Raw genomic sequence first — 20,742 nt, forward strand, 5'->3', positions numbered from 1 at the left:
CAAGTGTCAGTCGGTACCGGACTCCATCGCGGCGCGGTCGAGCGATTCGTTGTCGCCACCCTGGCCGCGGGAGGCGATCACCTGGGCGCCACCCGCGGGCATCGCGCCGATCAGCCCGGTCGAGGCCGCCTGCGCGGCACCGATGAGCGTCGGGTGGGTGCTGCCGACCATGCCGAGCCCGGCGTACTGCTCGAGCTTGGCGCGGGAGTCGGCGATGTCGAGGTTGCGCATGGTCAGCTGGCCGATCCGGTCGACCGGGCCGAAGGCGGAGTCCTCGGTGCGCTCCATCGACAGCTTGTCCGGGTGGTAGCTGAAGGCGGGGCCCGTGGTGTCCAAAATGGAGTAGTCCTCGCCGCGCCGCAGCCGCAGCGTCACCTCGCCGGTGATCGCGGTGCCGACCCAGCGCTGCAGCGACTCGCGCAGCATCATCGCCTGCGGGTCCAGCCAGCGGCCCTCGTACATGAGCCTGCCCAGCCGCCGCCCCTCGTTGTGGTAGCCGGCGAGCGTGTCCTCGTTGTGGATCGCGTTGACCAGCCGCTCGTAGGCGATGTGCAGCAGCGCCATGCCCGGCGCCTCGTAGATGCCGCGGCTCTTGGCCTCGATGATGCGGTTCTCGATCTGGTCGGACATGCCGAGCCCGTGCCTGCCGCCCACGGCGTTGGCCGCCAGCACCAGGTCGACGGCGGTGTCGAACTCCTCGCCGTTGATCGACACCGGCCTGCCCTGGGCGAAGCCGATCGTGACGTCCTCGGTGGCGATCTCGACCTCGGGATCCCAGAACCGGACACCCATGATCGGATTGACGATCTCGATGCCGGTGTCGAGGTGTTCGAGGGACTTGGCCTCGTGCGTCGCGCCCCAGATGTTGGCGTCGGTGGAGTACGCCTTCTCCGTGCTGTCCCGGTACGGCAGGTCGTGCGCGAGCAGCCACTCGGACATCTCCTTGCGGCCGCCCAGCTCGCTCACGAACGCCGCGTCCAGCCACGGCTTGTAGATCCGCAGGGACGGGTTGGCGAGCAGGCCGTAGCGGTAGAACCGCTCGATGTCGTTGCCCTTGAAGGTCGAGCCGTCGCCCCAGATCTGGACGTCGTCCTCGAGCATCGCGCGCACCAGCAGCGTGCCGGTGACCGCGCGCCCGAGCGGCGTGGTGTTGAAGTAGCCGCGGCCGCCGGAGCGGATGTGGAACGCGCCGCAGGCCAGGGCCGCGAGGCCCTCCTCCACGAGCGCCGCGCGGCAGTCGACCAGGCGGGCGACCTCCGCGCCGTAGGCCTGGGCGCGCCCGGGCACCGAGGCGATGTCAGGGTCGTCGTACTGGCCGATGTCGGCGGTGTAGGTGCAGGGCACCGCACCTTTGTCGCGCATCCACGCGACCGCTACCGAGGTGTCGAGACCACCGGAGAAGGCGATCCCGACTCGTTCGCCGACAGGCAGGGAGGTGAGCACTTTGGACACGAGTGGAAGTATATACACATCCATGCATGACCATTCAAGCCGGGGGTGCTTCCCGTCTCAGCCGGGGTCCGCGGCGGCGCGGTACTCCCGGGGCGAGGCGCCGAGCAGCCGGACGAACATCGTGGTGAACGCCGCCGGGCTCTCGTAGCCCATCGCCGTCGCGATGTCCGCCACCGGCAGGCCGTCGGCCAGCAACGGCAGCGCGTGCAGGACGCAGGCGCGCTGACGCCAGCGCGTGAAGCTCATCCCGGTCTCGGCGTGGAAGAGCCGGTTCAGCGTGCGCTCGCTGACGTGCAGCCGGGCCGCCCAGCGCGCGGGCGGATCGTGGACGTCCGGAGCCTTCGCGAAGGACTCGCATAGCGTCCGCAGGCCCTCGTCGCGCGGAAGCGGGAGGTCGAGCGGCAGCGGGGCTAGCCCGCTCAACTCGTGCAGGAGCAGGGAGACGAGCGTCGCGTCCCGGCCACGCCGCGGGTAGCGCGGGGCGATGTCGACCGCGGCGAGCACCAGTTCCCGCAGCAGCGGCGAGACGTCCACGACCTGACAGCGCCGCGGGAACCAGGGCACCGCGGCCGGCTCGATGTAGAGGCTCCGCGTGCCGCCGCTCATCATCGTGACCTGATGCTCGGTGCCCGGCGGGATCAGGACCGCCCGGTGGGCCGGGACGACCCAGCCGCTCTCGGCCGTCTCGGCACGCATGAGGCCGTTGGCGCTGTAGAGGAACTGGGCCCGCCGGTGCCGATGCCAGGCCACGACGTGGTCCGGCGCGTAGTCCGTCCTGATCGCCAGCACGGCGCGGTCGATGTCGTCCACCTCGTCGATCAGGACGTTGTGCATGGCGCTGACGGTACTGTGTCCATTTCGCGCTGTGTCTGATTCAAGAAAGAAGTTGGCGATCTTTCGATTGCACGCCGACACCGGACGCTCGTACGGTCGCGGAAGTGCTCACCTCGATCCTGCTGTTGCTCGCCTTCGGCTGCCTGAGCGGCTTCACCACCGTCCTCTTCGGATTCGGCGGCGGATTCGTCACCGTTCCCGTCGTGTACGGCGTCGCGGCGGCCCATTCGGGCGGCGACGCGATGCACGTCGCCGTCGCCACCTCGACCGCGGTCATGGTCGTCAACTCCGCGATGGCGACCGCCACCCAGCTCCGTTCCGGGCGGCTGCGCAAGGAATACGTGTGGCCGCTGGTCGCTTTCATCGGCGTCGGCGCGGTGCTCGGCGCCCTCGCCGCGACCGTGGCGGGCGACTCCGTGCTGCGCGTGCTCTTCGTCATCTACCTCGCACTGACCATTGTGGACAGCGTGCTCCGGAAGGGATTTCTCCAGCCGGGTACCACTGGGCAGCCGCGGACGCTCGGGAAGGCGACCAGCACCGCGGGCGGTGTCGGCATCGGCGCGGTGGCGAGCTTCCTCGGCGTCGGCGGCAGCGTGATGACCGTACCTTTGTTGCGGCGCAAGGGTTTGCCGATGGCCGACGCGGCGGCGATGGCCAACCCGCTGAGTCTCCCGGTGGCCGTGATCGGCACCGCCGTCTACGCCTTCGCCGCCACCGCGTCCGGCCCCGCTCCCGCCGGGCAGATCGGCTACGTCGATCTCGTCGCGGGCGCGGCCCTGCTGGCCGGTTCCCTGCCCACCATCGCCGTCGCCCGGCGCGTCCTCGGCCGCCTCCCCGACCGCGTGCACGCCATCACCTACGTCTGCCTGCTCGCCGCCGCCCTCATCGCCGTCCTCGCCCGCTGACCCTCCAATCACGCGAGTTCTCCCTCCAATCACGCGAGTTCGCGCGTGAAGCACGGCTAACGGCCCCGTTAAGAAACCGTCGATGGACTCGGGCCGGGCCGCCGGGCAGATTGTTCTCTACCCAGCGTCACCACTTCCGAGTGCTCCTCACCCGGATGGCCGCAGGGAGCTTGTCCCGGTCAGCGCCCGACCTCCCGTGCGGGTCCTGGCCCGCACGTGTACAGGAGGCTCAACGGTGAAAGCACTGGTGAAGGACAAGGCGGAGCCCGGGCTGTGGCTCCGCGACGTGCCCGAACCGGCCGTCGGCCCCGGCGACGTCCTCGTCCAGGTCCTGCGGACCGGGATCTGCGGCACCGACCTGCACATCCGCAGCTGGGACGGCTGGGCGCAGCAGGCGATCAGCGCGCCGCTCGTGGTCGGCCACGAGTTCGTCGGCGAGGTCGTCGAGGTCGGCCGCGACGTCAGCGAGATCACCGTGGGTGACCGGGTCAGCGGGGAGGGCCATCTCGTCTGCGGCAAATGCCGTAACTGCCTGGCCGGGCGACGTCACCTGTGCCGCGCCACCGTCGGCCTCGGCGTCGGGCGTGACGGCGCCTTCGCCGAGTACGTCGCGCTTCCCGCCTCCAACGTCTGGGTGCACCGCGTGCCCGTCGACGTGGACGTCGCGGCGATCTTCGACCCGTTCGGCAACGCCGTGCACACCGCGCTGTCGTTCCCGCTGGTCGGCGAGGACGTGCTGATCACCGGCGCGGGCCCGATCGGCCTGATGGCCGCGGCCGTCGCCAAGCACGCGGGCGCGCGGCACGTCGTCGTGACCGACGTCAGCGAGGAGCGGCTCGACCTGGCCCGCAAGGTCGGCGCCACGGTCGCGCTCAACGTCGCGCACAGCTCCATCGAAGACGTGCAGCGCGAACTCGGCCTGCGCGAAGGCTTCGACGTCGGGCTGGAGATGTCCGGCAACCCCCAGGCGATGCGCGACATGCTCGCCAACCTCACGCACGGCGGAAAGATCGCGATGCTCGGCCTGCCGTCGCAGGAGTTCGCCGTCGACTGGGCCAGGATCGTGACGTCGATGATCACGATCAAGGGCATCTACGGCCGGGAGATGTTCGAAACCTGGTACGCGATGTCGGTGCTGCTGGAAGGCGGGCTCGACCTCGCCCCGGTGATCACCGGCCGCTACAGCCATCTCGACTTCGAGGCGGCCTTCGACGACGCGGCGAGCGGCCGCGGCGGCAAGGTCATCCTCGACTGGGCCGCCTGACAACCCGTAAATCCGCGACCTGCCAAGGGAATCCAGCATGTTCGACTCCGTCCGCGAGGACCTGAAGGCCACCCTCGACGAGATCACCGCCGCGGGCCTGCACAAGCCGGAGCGGGTGATCGGCACGCCCCAGTCGGCGACCGTCGACGTCACCGCGGGCGGCCGTCCCGGCGCGGTGCTGAACTTCTGCGCCAACAACTACCTCGGCCTCGCCGATCACCCCGACGTCATCGCCGCCGGCCACGCCGCGCTCGACCGCTGGGGCTACGGCATGGCGTCCGTGCGGTTCATCTGCGGCACCCAGGAAGTCCACAAGGAACTGGAAAACCGGCTTTCGGCGTTCCTCGGCCAGGAGAACACGATCCTCTACTCGTCGTGTTTCGACGCCAACGGCGGTGTCTTCGAGACGCTGCTCGGCGCCGAGGACGCGGTCATCTCCGACGCGCTGAACCACGCCTCCATCATCGACGGGATCCGGCTGTCGAAGGCCGCCCGGTACCGCTACGCCAACCGCGACATGAACGACCTCGAACAGCAGCTGAAGGAGGCGACGGCGGCCGGTGCGCGGCGCAAGCTCGTCGTCACCGACGGCGTGTTCTCGATGGACGGCTACGTCGCGCCGCTGCGGGAGATCTGCGACCTCGCCGAACGCTACGACGCCATGGTCATGGTCGACGACTCGCACGCGGTCGGTTTCGTCGGGCCCGGCGGTCGTGGCACGCCCGAGCTGCACGGCGTCATGGACCGCGTCGACATCATCACCGGCACGCTCGGCAAGGCGCTCGGCGGCGCGTCGGGCGGCTACGTCGCCGCGCGGGCCGAGATCGTCGCGCTGCTGCGCCAGCGTTCGCGCCCGTACCTGTTCTCGAACAGCCTCGCCCCGGTGATCGCCTCCGCTTCGCTCACCGTGCTCGACCTGCTGGAATCGGCGGGCGACCTGCGCGAGCGCCTCACCGCGAACACCCAGCGGTTCCGCAGCCGGATGGCCGAGGAGGGCTTCGACATCCTGCCCGGCGACCACGCGATCGTGCCGGTCATGATCGGGGACGCGGGCGAGGCGGGCAGGCTCGCCGAGCTGCTGCTGGAACGCGGCGTCTACGTCATCGGCTTCTCCTATCCCGTGGTGCCGCAGGGCAAGGCCCGGATCCGCGTGCAGCTGTCCGCGGCGCATTCGGCCGAGGACATCGACCGCGCGATCGCCGCGTTCGTCGAGGCCAGGAAGGCACTGGCAGGATGACGGGGTGATCGAAGCCCGACGGTTGCAGGCGCTGCAGGCCGTGGCGGACCACCACACGGTGACCGCCGCGGCCGCGGCCCTGTACCTGACCCCGTCCGCCGTGTCCCAGCAGATCGCCGCGCTGGAACAGGAGACGGGGCACAAGGTCCTGGAGCGCGACAAGCGCGGTATGCGGCTCACCCCGGTCGGGGAGATCCTGCTCCGCCACGCGCACGTCGTGCTGGCCGAGCTGGAGCGCGCCAAGGCCGAGGTCGCCGCGTACACCTCCGGTGACGCGGGCGAGGTCACCGTCGCGTCCTTCGCCACCGGGATCGCTGTCGTCCTCGCCCCGGCCATCACCGCGCTCGGCACGGGTTCGCCGGGCATCCGGATCCGGGTGCTGGACGCCGAAGGAGACGAAAGCCTGCCCATGGTGCTGGACGGCCGCGCCGACATCGCGGTCGCCGTCGAGTACCGGGGCGCACCGAGCGCCGACGACCGGCTGCTGCGGGTACCGCTCTACGCCGAGCCGTTCGACGCCGTGCTCCCCCGTCGTCACCGGTTCGCCGAGGCGGAAACCGTCCCGGTCGCGGCGCTCGCGGAGGATCCGTGGATCGGTCCGTACCCCGGGAACCCCTGTCACGACGTGATGGTCCTCGCCTGCGAGTACGCCGGGTTCGAACCCCGTCTGCAGCATTCCTCCGACGACTTCCGCGCCGTCGTCACGCTCGCCGCCGCCGGGGCCGGGGTGGCGCTCGTGCCCCGCTCCGCGTTGCGGGACATGGATCTTTCCCAGGTGGCTGTCCGGCCGGTCGACGACGTCGTCGCGACGCGCCGGGTGTTCGCGGCCGTGCGGTGCGGCACCGAGGACCACCCGCTGCTGCGGCCCGTCCTCGACGCCCTGCACGCCGCGGCCACCACACCCGCCACCGTCGGCTGAGACCCCGTCCGTGGCCGACGCCGCCGGGGATATCGCGCGCTCTTGACTGTCGTCAGGATTGGGCGATACTGAGCTGGCCTCGACGGCGTCCGAGAAGGGACTCCTGATGCAGCTCTCGCCGACCGCGCACGTGGACACCTTCTGCCGGGACCACCTTCCGCCCGCCGATCAGTGGCCCGAATTCCCGTCGCTGCCCGAACTCGGCTACCCGGAGCGGCTCAACTGCGCGAGCGTGCTGCTCGACGAACCGATCGCCCGGTACGGCGGCGACCGGACCTGCCTGCGCACGCCGGAGGAACACTGGACCTACGCCGAACTGCGCGCTGCCGCGAACCGGATCGCGCGGGTGCTGACCGAGGATCTCGGAGTCGTCGCGGGCAATCGCGTGCTGCTGCGCGGGCCGAACACCGCGTGGCTCGTCGCCGCGTGGCTGGGCGTCCTCAAGGCAGGCGCGGTCGCCGTGACCACCGTGCCGCTGCTGCGGGCGGGCGAGCTACGGAAGATCCGCGACATCGGGAAGGTCGGTTTCGCCTTGTGCGATCACCGTTTTCTCGACGACCTCCAAGACCTCGGGATGCGAGTACTGCCTTACGGTGGCGACACCGATGACGACCTCACGAGGCGCTGCAAGGAAAAACCGTCCGAATTCGCCGACGTCCCCACCGCGGCCGACGACGTCGCCTTGCTGGCCTTCACTTCCGGCACGACCGGCCGTCCAAAAGCGACACTCCACTTCCACCGCGACGTCCTCGCCATCGCCGACACGTTCTCGCGGCACGTGCTGTGCCCGAACGCGGACGATCTGTTCACCGGCACACCGCCGCTGGCGTTCACCTTCGGGCTCGGCGCGCTGGTGATCTTCCCGCTGCGCGCCGGAGCCGCGAGCCTGCTGCTGGAGAAGGCGACACCCGAACAGCTCGCCGTTCACATCGCCGAGCACGAGGCCACCATCTGCTTCACCGCACCCACCGCGTACAAGGCGATGCTGGCCAGCGGCGCGACAGAACGGTTGCGTTCCTTGCGCCGCTGCGTTTCGGCGGGCGAGCACCTTCCCGAGGCGACCTGGAAACGCTTCCACGCGGAGACCGGCGTCAGGATCATCGACGGCATCGGCGCCACCGAACTGTTGCACATCTTCATTTCCGCGGCCGACGACGATATCCGGCCGGGCGCCACCGGAAAACCCGTCCCCGGCTACCGCGCCGCGGTGCTCGACGACGCGGGAAACCCCGTGCCCGACGGCGAAACCGGCCGTCTCGCCGTCCAGGGTCCGACCGGCTGCCGCTATCTGGACGACCCGCGACAGGCCGAGTACGTCCGCGACGGCTGGAATCTCACCGGTGACACGTACATCCGTGACGCCGATGGCTACTTCTGGTACCAGGCCCGCTCCGACGACATGATCGTGTCGGCGGGCTACAACATCGCCGGACCCGAAGTCGAAGAAGCCCTTCTCGCGCATCCGGACGTCGACGAATGCGGTGTCGTGGGCGCCCCCGATCCCGACCGGGGCCGGGTCGTCTGCGCCTACGTCGTTCTCGGCCCCGGCAGACAACCCGACGCCGCCACGATGCGCGATCTCCAGGACTTCGTCAAGCAGCGGATCGCACCCTACAAGTACCCACGCCGGATCCGGTTTGTGAAAGCGCTTCCCCGGACCAGCACGGGAAAGCTCGAACGCCACCGGTTGCGCGAGGACGCCGCGTTGCCCGGGTAATCACCGAATTCTGTCCGTTTGTCACCCCAAGATCGGACGAATGCCTCTGTGCGGCAGCCGGTACGCACGCCAAGATCGTCCGCATGAGACTGAGATCGGCGACCAGACACACCCTCGTCATCGGGCTGCTGGCCCTGCTCGGCACTACCGTGACGACAGCCACAGCCAGCGCGGATCCCGTTCCCGCACCGAATTCCTCAGTGGACGCCGCCGCCCGGCCGCGCGGCGGCTGGGAACCGGTCGGCCCGAACAGCATCGGCGGGATGCTGGGCGTTTCCGGGTCACCGGACAAGATCAACGTGATGGAGCCCGCCCCGCCCATGCTGTGGTTGTCCGATGACCGCGGCGCCTCCTGGAGCGCGCGGCGCGAACTGCCTCAGGACACCGTCATCCAGGCCTTCGTCACCAACCCTGCCGACGAAAACCGGATGCTGGCCATCGGCACCAAGCAGGAGGGCAGGGGCGACCAGTGGCGCGGCAAGCTGCTGGGCACCACCGACCGCGGCCGGAGCTGGCAGACCCTTCAGGAGTGGTGGCCGGAGGGCGCGTTCCAGCTCGCCGCCGACCCGACCGGCCGCACGATCGCGGTCATGCAGATGAACGGCGTGAGCGTCAGCACCGACGGCGGCGCCACCTGGCGCGTCGTGCCGAGGACCTGGCCGCGCGACGGCATCGCCGCGCCGCTGGGCGATCAGCGGATGACCGTCGTGGGCGACGACCTCTACTTCACCACCGTCCATCCGGAGTACTCGCTGTGGGCCATCCGCGGGTATGCCGGGGCCCAGCCGAAGGCCGAGCGGGTCTACCGGGCCGAGACCGAGGTCAACCAGGTCGCATCCGACGGACGGCAGATCGTGGTCACCGTCGGCACGGAACTGCGAGGCTCGACCGACGGCGGCAAGACCTGGACGGTGCTGCGCCGCGACCCGACCGGACAGCGCCTGCGCGAGCCGCGTTTCCTCAACGGCAGGCTCTACACCGCCACCTACCAGGACCTCGACGTCAGCACCGACGCCGGCAGGACGTGGACCCGCAAGCCGGTGCCCTCGCCCGGTGAGGGCGTGACCGACATCGCCGATCTCCCCGCGGGGAAGGGAAAACCGGCGACCACGCTGATTTCCGCGCTGTACCGCGGTGTCTACACCGACAAGGGCAAGGCGGGCTACGAGCAGATCGGCGTCCCCGGCGAGTCGATGCGCCAGCTGGTGACGACCGGGAGCTTCTGGCAGCCGCAGAGCCTGGTCGCGGCCGGGATGCAGGAGATCTACAACACCCAGCTGCCGCAGGGCAGGATCACCCCCTCGACCCGGGTCTGGCAGTCGCACCCCGGGGACCGGTTGCACGAGAACGCCTTCCTCTCGGTCTCCCCGCGCCGGCCGGACGTCGTCTGGCAGATCACCAAGAACGGGTTCAACACCGACGTGCTGCGCAGCGGTGACGGCGGCCGGAACTGGCAGCTGACCAGCCAAGGGCTGGAGGGTTCGCCGCAGGCGTTCCTCGCGAATCCCGCGGACCCCGACCACCTGCTGATCGCGGCCTTCTCCATGTACGGGTCCGTGACCTACCGCAGCGACGACGCCGGAAAGCACTGGGAAAGGGCCGACGCTCCCGGCTTCCTCGCGCTGGCCGGGGACCCGTGGAACCCGAAGCGCGTCTGGGGCGGCGGCCTGAGCGGCCTGTCCCGGTCCGACGACGGCGGCAAAACGTGGACACAGGTGTCGGAGGAGCCGGTCAGTGCCATCGCAGTGAGCGGCTGGGGTGAGGGCCGCATCGTGGTGGGCGGCGCCGGCCTGCGGCTCAGCACCGACAACGGCCGCACCTTCCGGCAGGTACAGGAGGGCTGGAACCCGCGGGAATTCACCCGGATCGTGGCGCATCCGTTCGATCCGCGCGTGTGGTTCGCGGGCAAGGCGGGTGACGACGGCGTCGGCGTGCTGCGCAGCACCGACTTCGGCCGCACCTGGTCGCCGCTGCCCGGTGCGATGCCCGATTCCCGGGTGCTTTCGCTGACGCTCAGCGCGGACGGCAGCAAGCTGTTCGCCGGAACGTCGCAGTCCGGCGCGTACCGCCTGACGCTCTACTGATGGATCAGCCGTACGCCGCGAGCAATCCCGCTCGCGGCGTACGGCTGTGGGTACCATCCGAAGCCGTGGAAGATCCAGCCACCGCCGCGACCCGGCTCACCGGACAGCCGGTCACCCGGACGCGTCGCGTGTCCGCTTCGCTCACCGAAGCCGTGCTCGACAGCGGAGACGTCGTGATGGTCAAGCGCGGCCACGGCCCCAACGCCGTCGCGGCCGAAGCCGCCGGACTGCGCTGGCTGGCCGAGTCCGGCACCGTGCCCATACCGCGGGTCTGGGGCGACGACGAGCACTGGCTCGTCATCGATCGCGTCGATACCGGACACCCCGGCCCGGCGGCCGCGGAAGAGCTGGGCCGCGGGCTGGCCGCACTGCACGCCGCGGGCGCGCCCGCCTTCGGCGCCGCACCGCCCGGCGGCCCCGCCGAGGCGTGGATCGGCCTCGCCCCGATGTCCACCACGACCGGAACCGACTGGCGCACCTGGTACGCCGAGCAGCGCGTGCTGCCCTACGTACGCCGCGCTGTCGACGACGGAACCCTCGACGGCGAGGAAGCCGCTGTCATCGAGCAGGCCTGCGAGCGGCTCCCGGCTTCGGCCGAACCACCCGCCCGGCTGCACGGCGATCTGTGGAACGGCAACGTCCTGTGGGCCCCGGACGGCGCCTGGCTGATCGACCCCGCCGCGCACGGCGGCCACCGGGAAACCGATCTGGCCATGCTCCACCTGTTCGGCTGCCCGCAGCTGGACCGGCTGCTCGACGCCTACCAGGAGGCCGCCCCGCTCACCGAGGGCTGGGCCGGCCGGATCGGCGCGCACCAGCTGTTCCCGTTACTGGTGCACACTGTCCTTTTCGGACGGTCATACGCCGGGCAGGCGGTCGCGGCGGCACGGGCGACCCGCTGACCACTCAGGACGGCCGCCCACCGGACCGCCAGGTGTGGACCTCGATGGCGGCGTAGCGACCCGCGGTCAGGAGGGCACGCGCCGCGCCCGCGTCCGGCGCGCGGACCAGCGCCGCCGTGCCCAGCCAGCCGGTACCGTCGTCGGACAGCAGCGGCCCGTACGCGATCAGCTCGCCCGAATCCGGCGGCGCGAGGTCGGCGGCCCGGCCTTCGCCGAAACCGAGCACGAGGTACCGGTTGCCACCGGTCCGGCCACCGGCGAACTCGTCCATCGTCCGTCCCAGCGTGTTGCGCCACCTGCGCAGCAGCACGTCCCGGTAGGCACCGGCCTGGTAGCTGGGCTCGTCGAAGGCGAACGCACGGGCGGCGGCGGGATCCGGCAGGTCGAGGATGTGCACACTGCCGGTGGGCGTCTCGCCGTCGAGGGTCGGACCGCGGGCGATCATCTTCGTCGCGTACCGGTCCATGTAGGTCCAATGCTCGTCGCGCAGGTTTTCGCGCAGTGCCAGGGAACCGGGCCGATCGCGGTGATAGCAGAAGAACTCCATGTGCACAGCTTCCCCCACCACGCACAGCGCCTGGGGCGTGTCCGGCAAGAAGGTCCGGTGGGGTGCCGGGAGGCCGCGAGTGTGGCGCATTTCATCGGCTGCCGGACGAGCGCGGCGGCCGGGTGACGCGCGAGTGAACTTTGCTCGTGCGGCCCCGATCCGTTGGGTGAAGTGACCCGATGCCGCCTTCGGCCGCCGGTAGCGTCGAATCCGTCGCAGGCCAGCAGGAGGAGGATCGGTGCCCGACCGGCTCGCAGTGGACGTCGAGCATCTCCGGCGGCAGAGCCGGGAGTTCCGGGCTTCCGCGGACGAACTGCGGACGCGGATCCAGAAGTTCCGGGAGCAGACCGAAAACACCCACGGCGCCTACGGTGAGACACCGAACGCCGCGGAGGCCGAGCGCGAGTACCGGGAAACCGTCCGGCAGACCCTCGATCACCTCGAAAAGATGCACCGGGACCTGCTGGAGACCGCGGAGGGCCTGGAAACGCAGGCTAAGGTCTTCCAGGACACCGACACGGCGGCCGCCGATTCGGTGTCCGCCGTCTTCCGCGTGGATTCCTGATGCCCCAGGACGCACTGGCCCAGGTCGGCCTGCCGGACCCGGGTGGCGATCCGGCGGCCCTGCACCACAACGCGCTGGGCTGGGCGGAGATCTCCGCGTACCTGGATGACCACAGCGCCCACCTCGCCGAGCTCACCGCGGCCAGCCTGCGGGACTGGGAGGGCGAGACCGCGAAAGCCTTCGCCGCGCACGGGAAAGCCTTGGCGGACAACGCCGCCAAGGCCGCGCAGACCACGGCCGCGGTGGCCGCCAGACAACAGCAACACGCGAAGACACACGAGACGATCAAGCAGATCATCATCGAACTGTGCGTCCAGATCGCCGTCATGCTGGCGTTCTACGCCGCGGCGGCGCTGTTCCCGCCGCTGCTGGCGTGGGCGCAGGCGTGCCTGGCCTATCTGATCGCCACCGGGGTCCGGGTACTGCGCCTGCTCGCCCAGGCGCTGAACCTGTTGGTGCGCTTCCTGATCCAGGCCAGGGCGTGGGTCAACTCCTTCTCGGAACTGACGTGGAAGACCTCGAAGTTCGGCCTCGGCTACGGCCGCATGGTGACCGAGGGCGTCCGCGACGTCGCCATCGACCTCACCGCGAACCTGGTGGCGGCCGGTGTCCAGCACAAGAAGATCGATCCGGCGCAGCTGTTCATCAGCGCCGGGATCAGCGGCGGCATCGGCGGTGTCGTCGGCGGGCTGGAGAAGACCGGCTTCAAGAAGGCCGTCGACGAGGCGGGCAACGTCCGGCGTGGCGCGGACGGCCTGCCCGAGTTCGTCCCGCTCGGCAAGCAGGCCCAGAACTTCGTGAAGAAGATCGGCCCCCGGCCGAGGCCCGCGCCCGCCCCGCCACCGCCCACCCGCTCGGCCGAGGTACTCACCAACGCCAAGAACGCGTACGACAACGCGAGACGTCTCGGTCTCAAGGACACGCCCGGCGAGAACCGCAGGCTCGCCGACAACCTCGCCGCCACGCGAAACCGCTACGACAACGCGTTGACACGGCGGGCCGAGGCGAACGCGGAAGTCCGGCGGCTCAGTGACGACGTGTGGACGCACGAACAAACCGTGCGGGCGTACCGGGGCGCGTCGGATCAGGCCGACCTCCGGGTCAGGTCGGCCGAGACGAGGCTGAACCTGTACCGGGCGTCCGGAAACCGGACCTGGGTGGACGAGGGCGCCCGCGAACTGGCGGACGCCCGCGTGGAATTCACCGCGGCGTCGGGCGGTCTGCGCACCGCCGAGGACGCACTGCGCGGCTCGCGGGAGAACCTGACGAACGCGCAGCGGGCAGTGACCCGCGCGAACGACGACGTCACGTCGGCCGAGACGGCGCACCGGCTCGCCAGGGACCAGGCGAACGCGTGGATCAGCCGGGACGCCACCCGCGACGTCGCCAGGAACCACACCACCTTCGGCGAGAAGTTCCGGTTCGTGCGCCGGAACAACGAGTGGAACGCCTCGTTCGGCAGCCCGAAGAAGTGGCAGGAGATCGTCTTCTACGACGTCCCCAAGGACACGTTCAAGGGTGCCGCCAACGGCGCGGCCAAATCCGCCGCCGAGGTCGCCAGGGGCAACGGCGACCCCGACGACATCTGGAAGGACGCGCTGCTCGGCGGCGCGACCGGCGCGGTGCGTGGCGGCGTGAACTCGGTGGGGAACAACAGGGCCTTCCCCGCCGGCGGCCTCGAGGAAACGCTGTGGAAGACCGGCAGCAAGACGATGGACGACTACGTGCGGCGCGAGATCAAGGAAGCCACGTACGGGTCGAGCGCCTGATCATCCGCCGATCACCTCGTCGGCGACCCATCGCGCGACGTCGGCGGGATAGGGATCCGGCAGGCCGAGGACGATGTGCCCGAAGCCGGCGTCGACCGCTTCGCCGATCGCGTTCCGGGTCGTGCCAGGCCGTTCGTACGAGACGGGCAGGTGGATCGAGCGGGTGATCGAAGCGGGATCCCGGCCGATCTCGGTGCAGTAGCGATCCAGCAGCGCGCTGCGCTTGACGGCGTCGTCGATGTCGCCACCGGGAATGTTCCACAGGTCGGCGTGCTCGGCGACCACCCGCAACGTCGAGGCCGCGCGCCCGCCGATCATGATCGGCGGATGCGGGCGCTGGACGGGCTTCGGATTGCCGAACGCCCCGGTGAGCCGGACGTGGTCGCCGTCGAAGTCGAACGGTTCCTCCTCCGTCCACAAGCGACGGATCACCGTACACGCTTCGGCCAGCGCGGCCACGGCGTGCGCGGCGTCGTGGTAGGGCAGGCCGTGGGCGTCGTACTCGCGCCGGGCCAGCGGATGGCTGGGCCGAGAGCCCGCGCCGATGCCGAAGTCGAGCCGTCCGCCGGAGACGATGTCGACGGTCATCGCGATCTTGGCCAGCATCGCGGGCGGCCGGAACCGGTTACTGGTCACCAAAAGCCCGAGCCGCAGCCGCTCCGTCCGCGCCGCGAGGGCCGAAAGCAGTGTCCAGCCCTCGAAAATCGGCCCGGCGAGGTCGCCGCCGATGGGCATGAGGTGATCGAACAGCCACGCGTGCTCGATCTCCGGGATCGCGTCGGCCTCGCGCCAGACCCGCAGAACGTCGTCGTAGCCGACCTGCATGGGGGCGGTCATGATCCCGAAGCTTGGCTGTGTCATGGGAGTTCCTGGTCCTTCCGTGGAACGGGGCCGGGCAGCGCGGGAGGTGCCGTCATGGCATCATGAGCAAACGGAACAGCGCTCCGCTAACTATACGGAGCACTGTTCCGCTTAGCAACCATGGCCGGGGAAAGGAGTGCGCGGTGAAGGACGGCGACGGGAGTACGGGCCGGCCCAAGCGGGCGGACGCCCGGCGCAACGAGAAGGCGCTGCTCGACGCCGCCGCCGAGGTCTTCGTGGCGTCAGGTGTGGACGCACCGGTACGCGACATCGCGGCCGAAGCGGGCGTCGGGATGGGCACGATCTACCGCCACTTCCCGACACGCTCGGACCTCATCATCGCCGTCTACCGGCACCAGGTCGAGACCCTCGCGGACGCCGGTCCAGCCCTGCTGGCGAGCAGCGCGACACCGTATGCGGCACTGACGGAATGGATCGACCGCTTCGTCGATTTCCTGGTCACCAAGCACGGCCTCGCCGCCGTGCTGCAGTCCGACGCCGCGGGCTTCGACACGCTGCACGCCTACTTCATCGACCGCCTCGAACCGGTGGGCACGCGACTACTCGACGCCGCGGCCGAATCCGGCGAGATCCGCTCCGATGTGCGGGCCTACGAACTCATGCGCGGCGTGGGAAACCTCTGCATCGGCAACGATCCCCGCTACGACGCGCGGCGGCTGGTCGAACTCCTCGTCGCGGGCCTACGCCGGCCGGCCCGCTGAACGAAAGCCGGCCGCCGAGTGCGAGGGGGGCACACTCGGCGGCCGACGATTTTTCGCGCGGAGATTCCTCTCCGGACTATCGGCAGGGCTCAGGCGTCCTCACGCGGCTTTTCGGCAGACGCGTTGGCGAGCAAGGATTTCCGGCGCCCGTAGGCGAAGTAGATCACCAGCCCGATCGCGAACCAGATCCCGAACCGCAGCCACGTGTGCGGGTCGAGGAAGGTGACCAGCCAGAGCGAGAAGGCGATGCCGATGATCGGCACGATCGGCATACCGGGGCATTTGAAACCACGGGGCAGGTCCGGGCGCCGGTAGCGCAGGACGATCACCGAAACGCAGACCAGCACGAACGCGAGCAGGATGCCGATGTTGGTCAGCTCGGCCGCTTCGCCGATGGGCAGCAGCCCGGCGATCACGGCGGACGCGCCGCCGAGGAGCCAGGTCATCCGGGTGGGAACCTGGCGGCGCGGGTGCGTCTTGGCGAACCACTTCGGCAGGAGACCGTCGCGGCTCATGGAGAAGCCGACCCGGGAGGCGCCCATCAGGAAGGTGAACAGCACCGTCAGGATGCCCAGGATCGCGCCGATCGCGATCACCGCGCCGAGCACCGGCAGCCCGACGGAGGCGAACGCACTGGAGAAAGCGCTCTCCGAGTTGATGTCCGAGTACTTGACCATGCCGGTCAGCACCAGGCACGCCAGGACGTAGAGCACCATGGAGATCGCGAGCGAGTACAGGATCGCCTTGGGCATGTGTTTCTGCGAGTCCTTCGACTCCTCCGCGGCCGTGCTCATCGCGTCGTAGCCGAACACCGCGAAGAACACCGTCGCCGCGCCGGTGAACGCACCGGACATGCCGAAGGGGAAGAAGGGGTTGTAGTTCCCGGACTTGATGTGGAAGGCACCCACGACGATCACCACGAGCACCACACCGACCTTGAGGTAGACCAGCGCGGTTTCGAACCGGGCCGCGTTCTCCATGCCGCGGTTCAGGATCCACGCGATGAGCAGGCACAGCAGCACCGCGAACAGGTTGATCTTGTACGACCCCGCCGCGACGCCCGCCGGTTCGGTTCCCGGCGCGCCCATCATCCACTGTGGTAGTCCGATGTGGAGGAAGCCGAGCAGATCGTTGAAATAGCCGGAAATACCGATCGCCACGACGGCGACGATGGCGGTGTACTCCAGCAGGAGATCCCAGCCGATTGCCCAGCCGACGATCTCACCGAGCACGGCATAGCCGTAGGTGTAGGCGGAGCCCGCCTTGGGGATCAGCCCCGCGAATTCCGCATACGAAAAGGCGGCCGCCGCGCTCGCGACCCCGGCGACGAGGAACGAGATCAGCACGGCCGGTCCCGCTTTTCCGTTCGCCACGGCCCCGGCCAGCGAGAAGATTCCGGCGCCGATGATGCCGCCGACGCCGATGGCCGTGAGCTGCCGCAAACTGAGCCCACGTTTCAGTGTGTGTTTTCCTCCCTCCGAAGACCCGATCTGATCGATGGGTTTGCGGCGGAACACCGTCGAACTCAGCCTCGGCCCGTGGGGCTTCGTGGTGGTGGCCATGTTCTGCTTCCTCACTGCGCTTCATTGCGCGTCATAGTTAGCTTGAACAGTCGTCGGAACGATAGGGATCGCACCGCAGGCAACGTGGTTCACCGCACCCGTCACAAGTCGTCAGCACGTGTCCGCACGGACAGGTGTGGTCCGTGAACCACAGGCGCAGCAACGCATCCGCGATGATTTCTTCGGCTTCTTCGATGATCATGACGGGTTCACCGGTCACCGCGCGGTCACCGAAACGGTCTGTCTGTCGTGCGTTTCCCATTCCAGCACTTCGTGCACGGAACCATCGGCGAGCAGGGCGTAAACCCGGCTGCCGACGGTGAACGTCGCGCGAGGCTGAAAACCCAGTGCAGCGGCGGCGATGAAGGATCCGCCGATCAGGTTGACGTCGCACGCGGTCGCGATGTGGAACAGCGACTGGGATTCCGCGGTGACGTCCTCGTGCCCGCCCGAGCGCAGCACGATCCTCTGGTCCGGCGCGATCGCGCGGGCGGCCACCGCCACCGCGATGTTCTCCAGCACGTCGGACGAAACCGCGACGATCGCCCTCGCCCTCGGCAGCGCGAGCTTCTGGAGCAGGAACCGATCTCCGCCGCGGCCGAAGATCACCGGGATACCCAGGGACTTGGCGAGCGGCACGCATTCGGCGGCGGAATCCCGTTCCACCGCTACGACAGCGACACCGAGCCGCTGCAGTTCGCGACACAGCCGGATGCCGACCTGGCCGAGCCCGACGACGATGACGTGGCCGCGCCGGGGCACCGCGCGGGCGCCGACGATACCGGTGAACCTGCCGGAGGTCATGCGATCGACCAGGCCCGCGGTGAACAGGGCCGAGAACCCGAGCACGCACAGCAGGGTGAACACGGACAACGCCTGATACCAGGCAGGAACGTGCTCCGACGCGGCGGGGCCGACGGTCGTGAGCGTCTTCGCCGCGTTCCACAACGCCGTGATCACCGGCTCGTGCAACGCGAGAACACCCAGCAGCGTGTCCAGGACCAAAATGGACAGCAACCCGGTGAGTCCGGCCAGTAACGCGCGGTTGCTTCCTTCCAGTGGCCGGAACTGCGCGTGCAGCCAGGGCCGGAGGGTACGTTTTTCGACGATCTCGCCAGGAGCCGGCCGCATCGCCCGCAGCCCGCCGGGCACGCGACGAACGCCGACGTAGTCGCCCGCCGACGTCACGCACAGGCTCGTCAGCTCTTCGTCGATGCACGGGCCGAGCAACGCGGGGACCAGCGCGTCGGTCATCCCGATCACCGTGCAGTCGGGCACCGACCGGACCAGCTCTTCCGCGACCGTCTTGTCGAAGAGCGTGACCAGCAACCGGATGCCGGGGCGCACGTGCTCCACGAGCAGTGCGTGGCGAAGCACCCAGATGTCGTCCCGGGAAACGATCACGACGACGTCGACCGTGTCGTTAGGACTGTCCGGACCCAGTTCGCCGTGGAGATCGGCCACGGACGGCGTGCTCAGCCGTCGCAGGCCCGCTCCCCATGCCGTGGTGTAACCGGCGACGGCGTCGGCGAGCGCACCGTCGCCGATCAGTAAGAGGTGCATCGCCCCGCCTCGTTGGTGTGCGCCCTTGCGTTGCCGAGAACCTTAGAAAGCGGCGCCCTGTCGCAGACGGTCTATCTGGCCACTGTTGACGCGGTACCATTGTCCGATCGCACATCGATGGAGGGTGATGGATCGCCACGCGGCCCCGCCGGGGACAGCGAGTCTTCGCCAGCTGCTGGTGGCACTCGGCACTCCCCTCGCCGATCTGGTCGCCGCGCCGGACGGCCTCGACATCGAAGTCAACGACGTCGTCATCCTCGATCCGGACGACGAGCCCGACTCCTACGCCGGCGATCTCGTCCTGATCATCGGTTCCCGGGGCCGGGCCGCGATCCGGCTGGTCCGGGCCGCCGCTCAGCGGGGAGCTTCCGTGGTGGCCGTCAAGGTGCCGGGCGGCGACGCGATCGACGACCTGCGGGCGACCGCCAACGAGGCCCGCGTCGCCGTGCTCGCGGTCCGGCCCGAAGTGCGCTGGGACCAGCTGGACTTCTTCGCGCGGGGTGCGGTGGCCGACGCGAAGGCCACGTCGGCGGCCGACCCCGATGATTCCGACGACCTGTTTTCCTTGGCCCAGACCATCGCCGCGCTCACGGGCGGCAGTGTGAGCATCGAGGACAGCGCGAACCGCGTCCTGGCCTACTCACGGTCGGACGACGACGTCGACGAGCTACGCAGACTGTCCATTCTCGGCCGTGAAGGGCCCGCCGCCTACCTCGCGATGCTGCGCGAGTGGGGTGTCTTCGACCGGCTCAGCGCCGGCGACGACGTCGTGCACGTCGACGAACGACCGGAACTGGGTGTCCGCCGCAGGCTCGCGGTCGGGATCCGCGCCGACGCCGAACTGCTGGGGTCGATCTGGGTCCAGGAGGGCAGCACCAAGCTGACCGAGCAATCCGACGGCGCCCTGCTCGGCGCCGCCAGGGTCGCCGCACTGCACCTCGTGCGCAGGCGGACCGGCATAGCCGTCGAGTCGCGGTTCCACGACGATCTCCTGAACGGCATGCTCGAAAACCGTATCGACTCCGCCACGGTGGCTGCGCACATCGGCACCGACGCCACGAAACCCGCCGTGGTCGTGGTGTTCGCCGAACACAGTGCCGAGCAGGCGTCCGAATCGGACCGGCCCGCCCGCGAACTCCGCGGCGCCGCCATCACCAACCTCATCTCCGTACACGCCGCCGCCTACCGCCGGACCGCGCTGGCGACCACGATCGGCTCCCGGGTGTACGTACTACTGCCCGATCTGCCCGCCGACGGCGGCGACACGCTCGCACTCGGGCTGGCCCGCGAGATCATCGCCGCCGCGGGCAAACGCCTTCGCCGTACCGTCCGCGCGGCCGTAGGGTCCATTGTGGACAGTCTCGGATCGGTCGCCGAATCACGCCACACGGCCGACCGGGTCATGAACGTCATGGCGCACAAGACCATCGACGTGGCGACCATGGCCGAAGTCCGCGCCGAGGTGCTCGTCTCCGAAACCCTCGCCATGATCGGTGACAATCCCCATCTGCGGGACCCGAGGGTGACCACGCTCGTGGCCCACGACCGGGAACACGGCTCCGAGCTCGTCCCCTCCGTCATCGCGTACCTGGACCTGCTGGGCGACATCCGCACCGCCGCGCGACGCCTGCACATCCACCCCAACACCCTGCGTCAGCGGCTCAAGCGCGCCACCGCCCTCAGCGGCCTGGACCTCACGGACTCCCACCAGTGCCTGTTCACCCATCTGCAGCTGCTGCTCGCGACGAGTCCGCAGTCCACAGTGGACCAGCAGAGCACGGCCCACGGCCGCTGAGGCGCGCGAATCCGCCGCCTGCCGCGCGGCTTCGGCTCGTGAGC

General features: G+C 69.7%; 17 protein-coding genes. 11 read left to right on the forward strand and 6 right to left on the reverse strand.

The window, feature by feature from the left end:
* Window positions 1–6: 6 nt before the first annotated feature.
* Both argG and ACFW0G_RS28255 read right to left on the reverse strand, forming a co-directional pair.
* Window positions 7–1,452: an argininosuccinate synthase gene (gene argG, locus ACFW0G_RS28250; RefSeq protein WP_378328443.1), complete on the reverse strand. Its 1,446-nt coding sequence runs from the start codon at window positions 1,450–1,452 to the stop codon at window positions 7–9.
* A 57-nt stretch (window positions 1,453–1,509) separates the two neighbouring features.
* A complete protein-coding gene (locus tag ACFW0G_RS28255; protein WP_378328444.1) occupies window positions 1,510–2,286 on the reverse strand; it encodes an AraC family transcriptional regulator in 777 nt (258 codons plus the stop codon).
* Window positions 2,287–2,390: 104 nt separating this feature from the next.
* Here ACFW0G_RS28255 and ACFW0G_RS28260 point away from each other — a divergent pair, with 104 nt between their 5' ends.
* The 7 genes from ACFW0G_RS28260 to ACFW0G_RS28290 all read left to right on the forward strand — a co-directional run bounded on the left by ACFW0G_RS28260 (window position 2,391) and on the right by ACFW0G_RS28290 (window position 11,314).
* The gene (locus ACFW0G_RS28260; RefSeq protein ID WP_378328445.1) at window positions 2,391–3,191 is read left to right on the forward strand and encodes a sulfite exporter TauE/SafE family protein; all 801 of its coding nucleotides are present in this window, start codon (window positions 2,391–2,393) and stop codon (window positions 3,189–3,191) included.
* A 235-nt stretch (window positions 3,192–3,426) separates the two neighbouring features.
* Complete coding sequence (tdh, locus tag ACFW0G_RS28265; RefSeq protein WP_378328446.1) at window positions 3,427–4,455, forward strand: L-threonine 3-dehydrogenase; 1,029 nt, start codon at window positions 3,427–3,429, stop codon at window positions 4,453–4,455.
* A 37-nt stretch (window positions 4,456–4,492) separates the two neighbouring features.
* Complete coding sequence (locus ACFW0G_RS28270; RefSeq protein ID WP_378328447.1) at window positions 4,493–5,692, forward strand: glycine C-acetyltransferase; 1,200 nt, start codon at window positions 4,493–4,495, stop codon at window positions 5,690–5,692.
* A gap of 4 nt (window positions 5,693–5,696) precedes the next feature.
* The gene (locus ACFW0G_RS28275; protein ID WP_378328448.1) at window positions 5,697–6,611 is read left to right on the forward strand and encodes a LysR family transcriptional regulator; all 915 of its coding nucleotides are present in this window, start codon (window positions 5,697–5,699) and stop codon (window positions 6,609–6,611) included.
* A 106-nt stretch (window positions 6,612–6,717) separates the two neighbouring features.
* The gene (locus tag ACFW0G_RS28280; RefSeq protein WP_378328449.1) at window positions 6,718–8,328 is read left to right on the forward strand and encodes an AMP-binding protein; all 1,611 of its coding nucleotides are present in this window, start codon (window positions 6,718–6,720) and stop codon (window positions 8,326–8,328) included.
* Window positions 8,329–8,411: 83 nt separating this feature from the next.
* Entirely contained in the window at window positions 8,412–10,412 is a 2,001-nt protein-coding gene (locus ACFW0G_RS28285) for a peptidase S8/S53 subtilisin kexin sedolisin (protein ID WP_378328450.1), read from the forward strand.
* Between the two features lie 176 nt (window positions 10,413–10,588).
* Window positions 10,589–11,314 (forward strand): fructosamine kinase family protein, encoded by a 726-nt coding sequence (locus ACFW0G_RS28290; RefSeq protein ID WP_378328480.1) that lies wholly within the window; start codon window positions 10,589–10,591, stop codon window positions 11,312–11,314.
* 4 nt (window positions 11,315–11,318) lie between these two features.
* Here ACFW0G_RS28290 and ACFW0G_RS28295 read toward each other — a convergent pair whose 3' ends face one another.
* Entirely contained in the window at window positions 11,319–11,861 is a 543-nt protein-coding gene (locus ACFW0G_RS28295) for a YciI family protein (RefSeq protein ID WP_378328481.1), read from the reverse strand.
* Window positions 11,862–12,099: 238 nt separating this feature from the next.
* On the opposite strand from ACFW0G_RS28295, the gene ACFW0G_RS28300 reads away from it, so the two are divergent.
* On the forward strand, window positions 12,100–12,426 hold the full coding sequence (locus ACFW0G_RS28300; protein ID WP_378328451.1) for a type VII secretion target: 327 nt from the start codon (window positions 12,100–12,102) through the stop codon (window positions 12,424–12,426).
* The gene (locus ACFW0G_RS28305; RefSeq protein ID WP_378328452.1) at window positions 12,426–14,195 is read left to right on the forward strand and encodes a hypothetical protein; all 1,770 of its coding nucleotides are present in this window, start codon (window positions 12,426–12,428) and stop codon (window positions 14,193–14,195) included. Before ACFW0G_RS28300 ends, ACFW0G_RS28305 begins: the two co-directional genes overlap by 1 nt.
* Here ACFW0G_RS28305 and ACFW0G_RS28310 read toward each other — a convergent pair whose 3' ends face one another.
* Entirely contained in the window at window positions 14,196–15,056 is an 861-nt protein-coding gene (locus ACFW0G_RS28310; protein ID WP_378328453.1) for an LLM class flavin-dependent oxidoreductase, read from the reverse strand.
* 143 nt (window positions 15,057–15,199) lie between these two features.
* On the opposite strand from ACFW0G_RS28310, the gene ACFW0G_RS28315 reads away from it, so the two are divergent.
* Window positions 15,200–15,778 carry a TetR/AcrR family transcriptional regulator gene (locus ACFW0G_RS28315; protein ID WP_378328454.1) on the forward strand — a complete coding sequence of 193 codons (579 nt, stop codon included), beginning with the start codon at window positions 15,200–15,202 and terminating at the stop codon, window positions 15,776–15,778.
* An 89-nt stretch (window positions 15,779–15,867) separates the two neighbouring features.
* Here ACFW0G_RS28315 and ACFW0G_RS28320 read toward each other — a convergent pair whose 3' ends face one another.
* Window positions 15,868–17,340 carry an amino acid permease gene (locus ACFW0G_RS28320; RefSeq protein ID WP_378328455.1) on the reverse strand — a complete coding sequence of 491 codons (1,473 nt, stop codon included), beginning with the start codon at window positions 17,338–17,340 and terminating at the stop codon, window positions 15,868–15,870.
* A gap of 216 nt (window positions 17,341–17,556) precedes the next feature.
* A complete protein-coding gene (locus tag ACFW0G_RS28325) occupies window positions 17,557–18,903 on the reverse strand; it encodes an NAD-binding protein (RefSeq protein ID WP_378328456.1) in 1,347 nt (448 codons plus the stop codon).
* A gap of 127 nt (window positions 18,904–19,030) precedes the next feature.
* Between ACFW0G_RS28325 and ACFW0G_RS28330 the strand changes: the two genes are divergently transcribed.
* Window positions 19,031–20,698: a helix-turn-helix domain-containing protein gene (locus tag ACFW0G_RS28330; protein ID WP_378328457.1), complete on the forward strand. Its 1,668-nt coding sequence runs from the start codon at window positions 19,031–19,033 to the stop codon at window positions 20,696–20,698.
* Window positions 20,699–20,742: the final 44 nt, after the last annotated feature.

The organism is Amycolatopsis sp. NPDC058986 (genome assembly GCF_042741125.1).
Taxonomy (GTDB): domain Bacteria; phylum Actinomycetota; class Actinomycetes; order Mycobacteriales; family Pseudonocardiaceae; genus Amycolatopsis.

Excerpts from the sequence above, each read along its gene's own strand:
- ACFW0G_RS28255 (WP_378328444.1), bottom strand. The coding sequence starts at position 2,286 with ATGCACAACGTCCTGATCGACGAGGTGGACGACATCGACCGCGCCGTG.
- ACFW0G_RS28270 (WP_378328447.1), top strand. The coding sequence starts at position 4,493 with ATGTTCGACTCCGTCCGCGAGGACCTGAAGGCCACCCTCGACGAGATC.
- ACFW0G_RS28280 (WP_378328449.1), top strand. The coding sequence starts at position 6,718 with ATGCAGCTCTCGCCGACCGCGCACGTGGACACCTTCTGCCGGGACCAC.
- ACFW0G_RS28285 (WP_378328450.1), top strand. The coding sequence starts at position 8,412 with ATGAGACTGAGATCGGCGACCAGACACACCCTCGTCATCGGGCTGCTG.
- ACFW0G_RS28290 (WP_378328480.1), top strand. The coding sequence starts at position 10,589 with ATGGTCAAGCGCGGCCACGGCCCCAACGCCGTCGCGGCCGAAGCCGCC.
- ACFW0G_RS28295 (WP_378328481.1), bottom strand. The coding sequence starts at position 11,861 with ATGGAGTTCTTCTGCTATCACCGCGATCGGCCCGGTTCCCTGGCACTG.
- ACFW0G_RS28305 (WP_378328452.1), top strand. The coding sequence starts at position 12,426 with ATGCCCCAGGACGCACTGGCCCAGGTCGGCCTGCCGGACCCGGGTGGC.
- ACFW0G_RS28310 (WP_378328453.1), bottom strand. The coding sequence starts at position 15,056 with ATGACACAGCCAAGCTTCGGGATCATGACCGCCCCCATGCAGGTCGGC.
- ACFW0G_RS28320 (WP_378328455.1), bottom strand. The coding sequence starts at position 17,340 with ATGGCCACCACCACGAAGCCCCACGGGCCGAGGCTGAGTTCGACGGTG.
- ACFW0G_RS28325 (WP_378328456.1), bottom strand. The coding sequence starts at position 18,903 with ATGCACCTCTTACTGATCGGCGACGGTGCGCTCGCCGACGCCGTCGCC.
- ACFW0G_RS28330 (WP_378328457.1), top strand. The coding sequence starts at position 19,031 with ATGGATCGCCACGCGGCCCCGCCGGGGACAGCGAGTCTTCGCCAGCTG.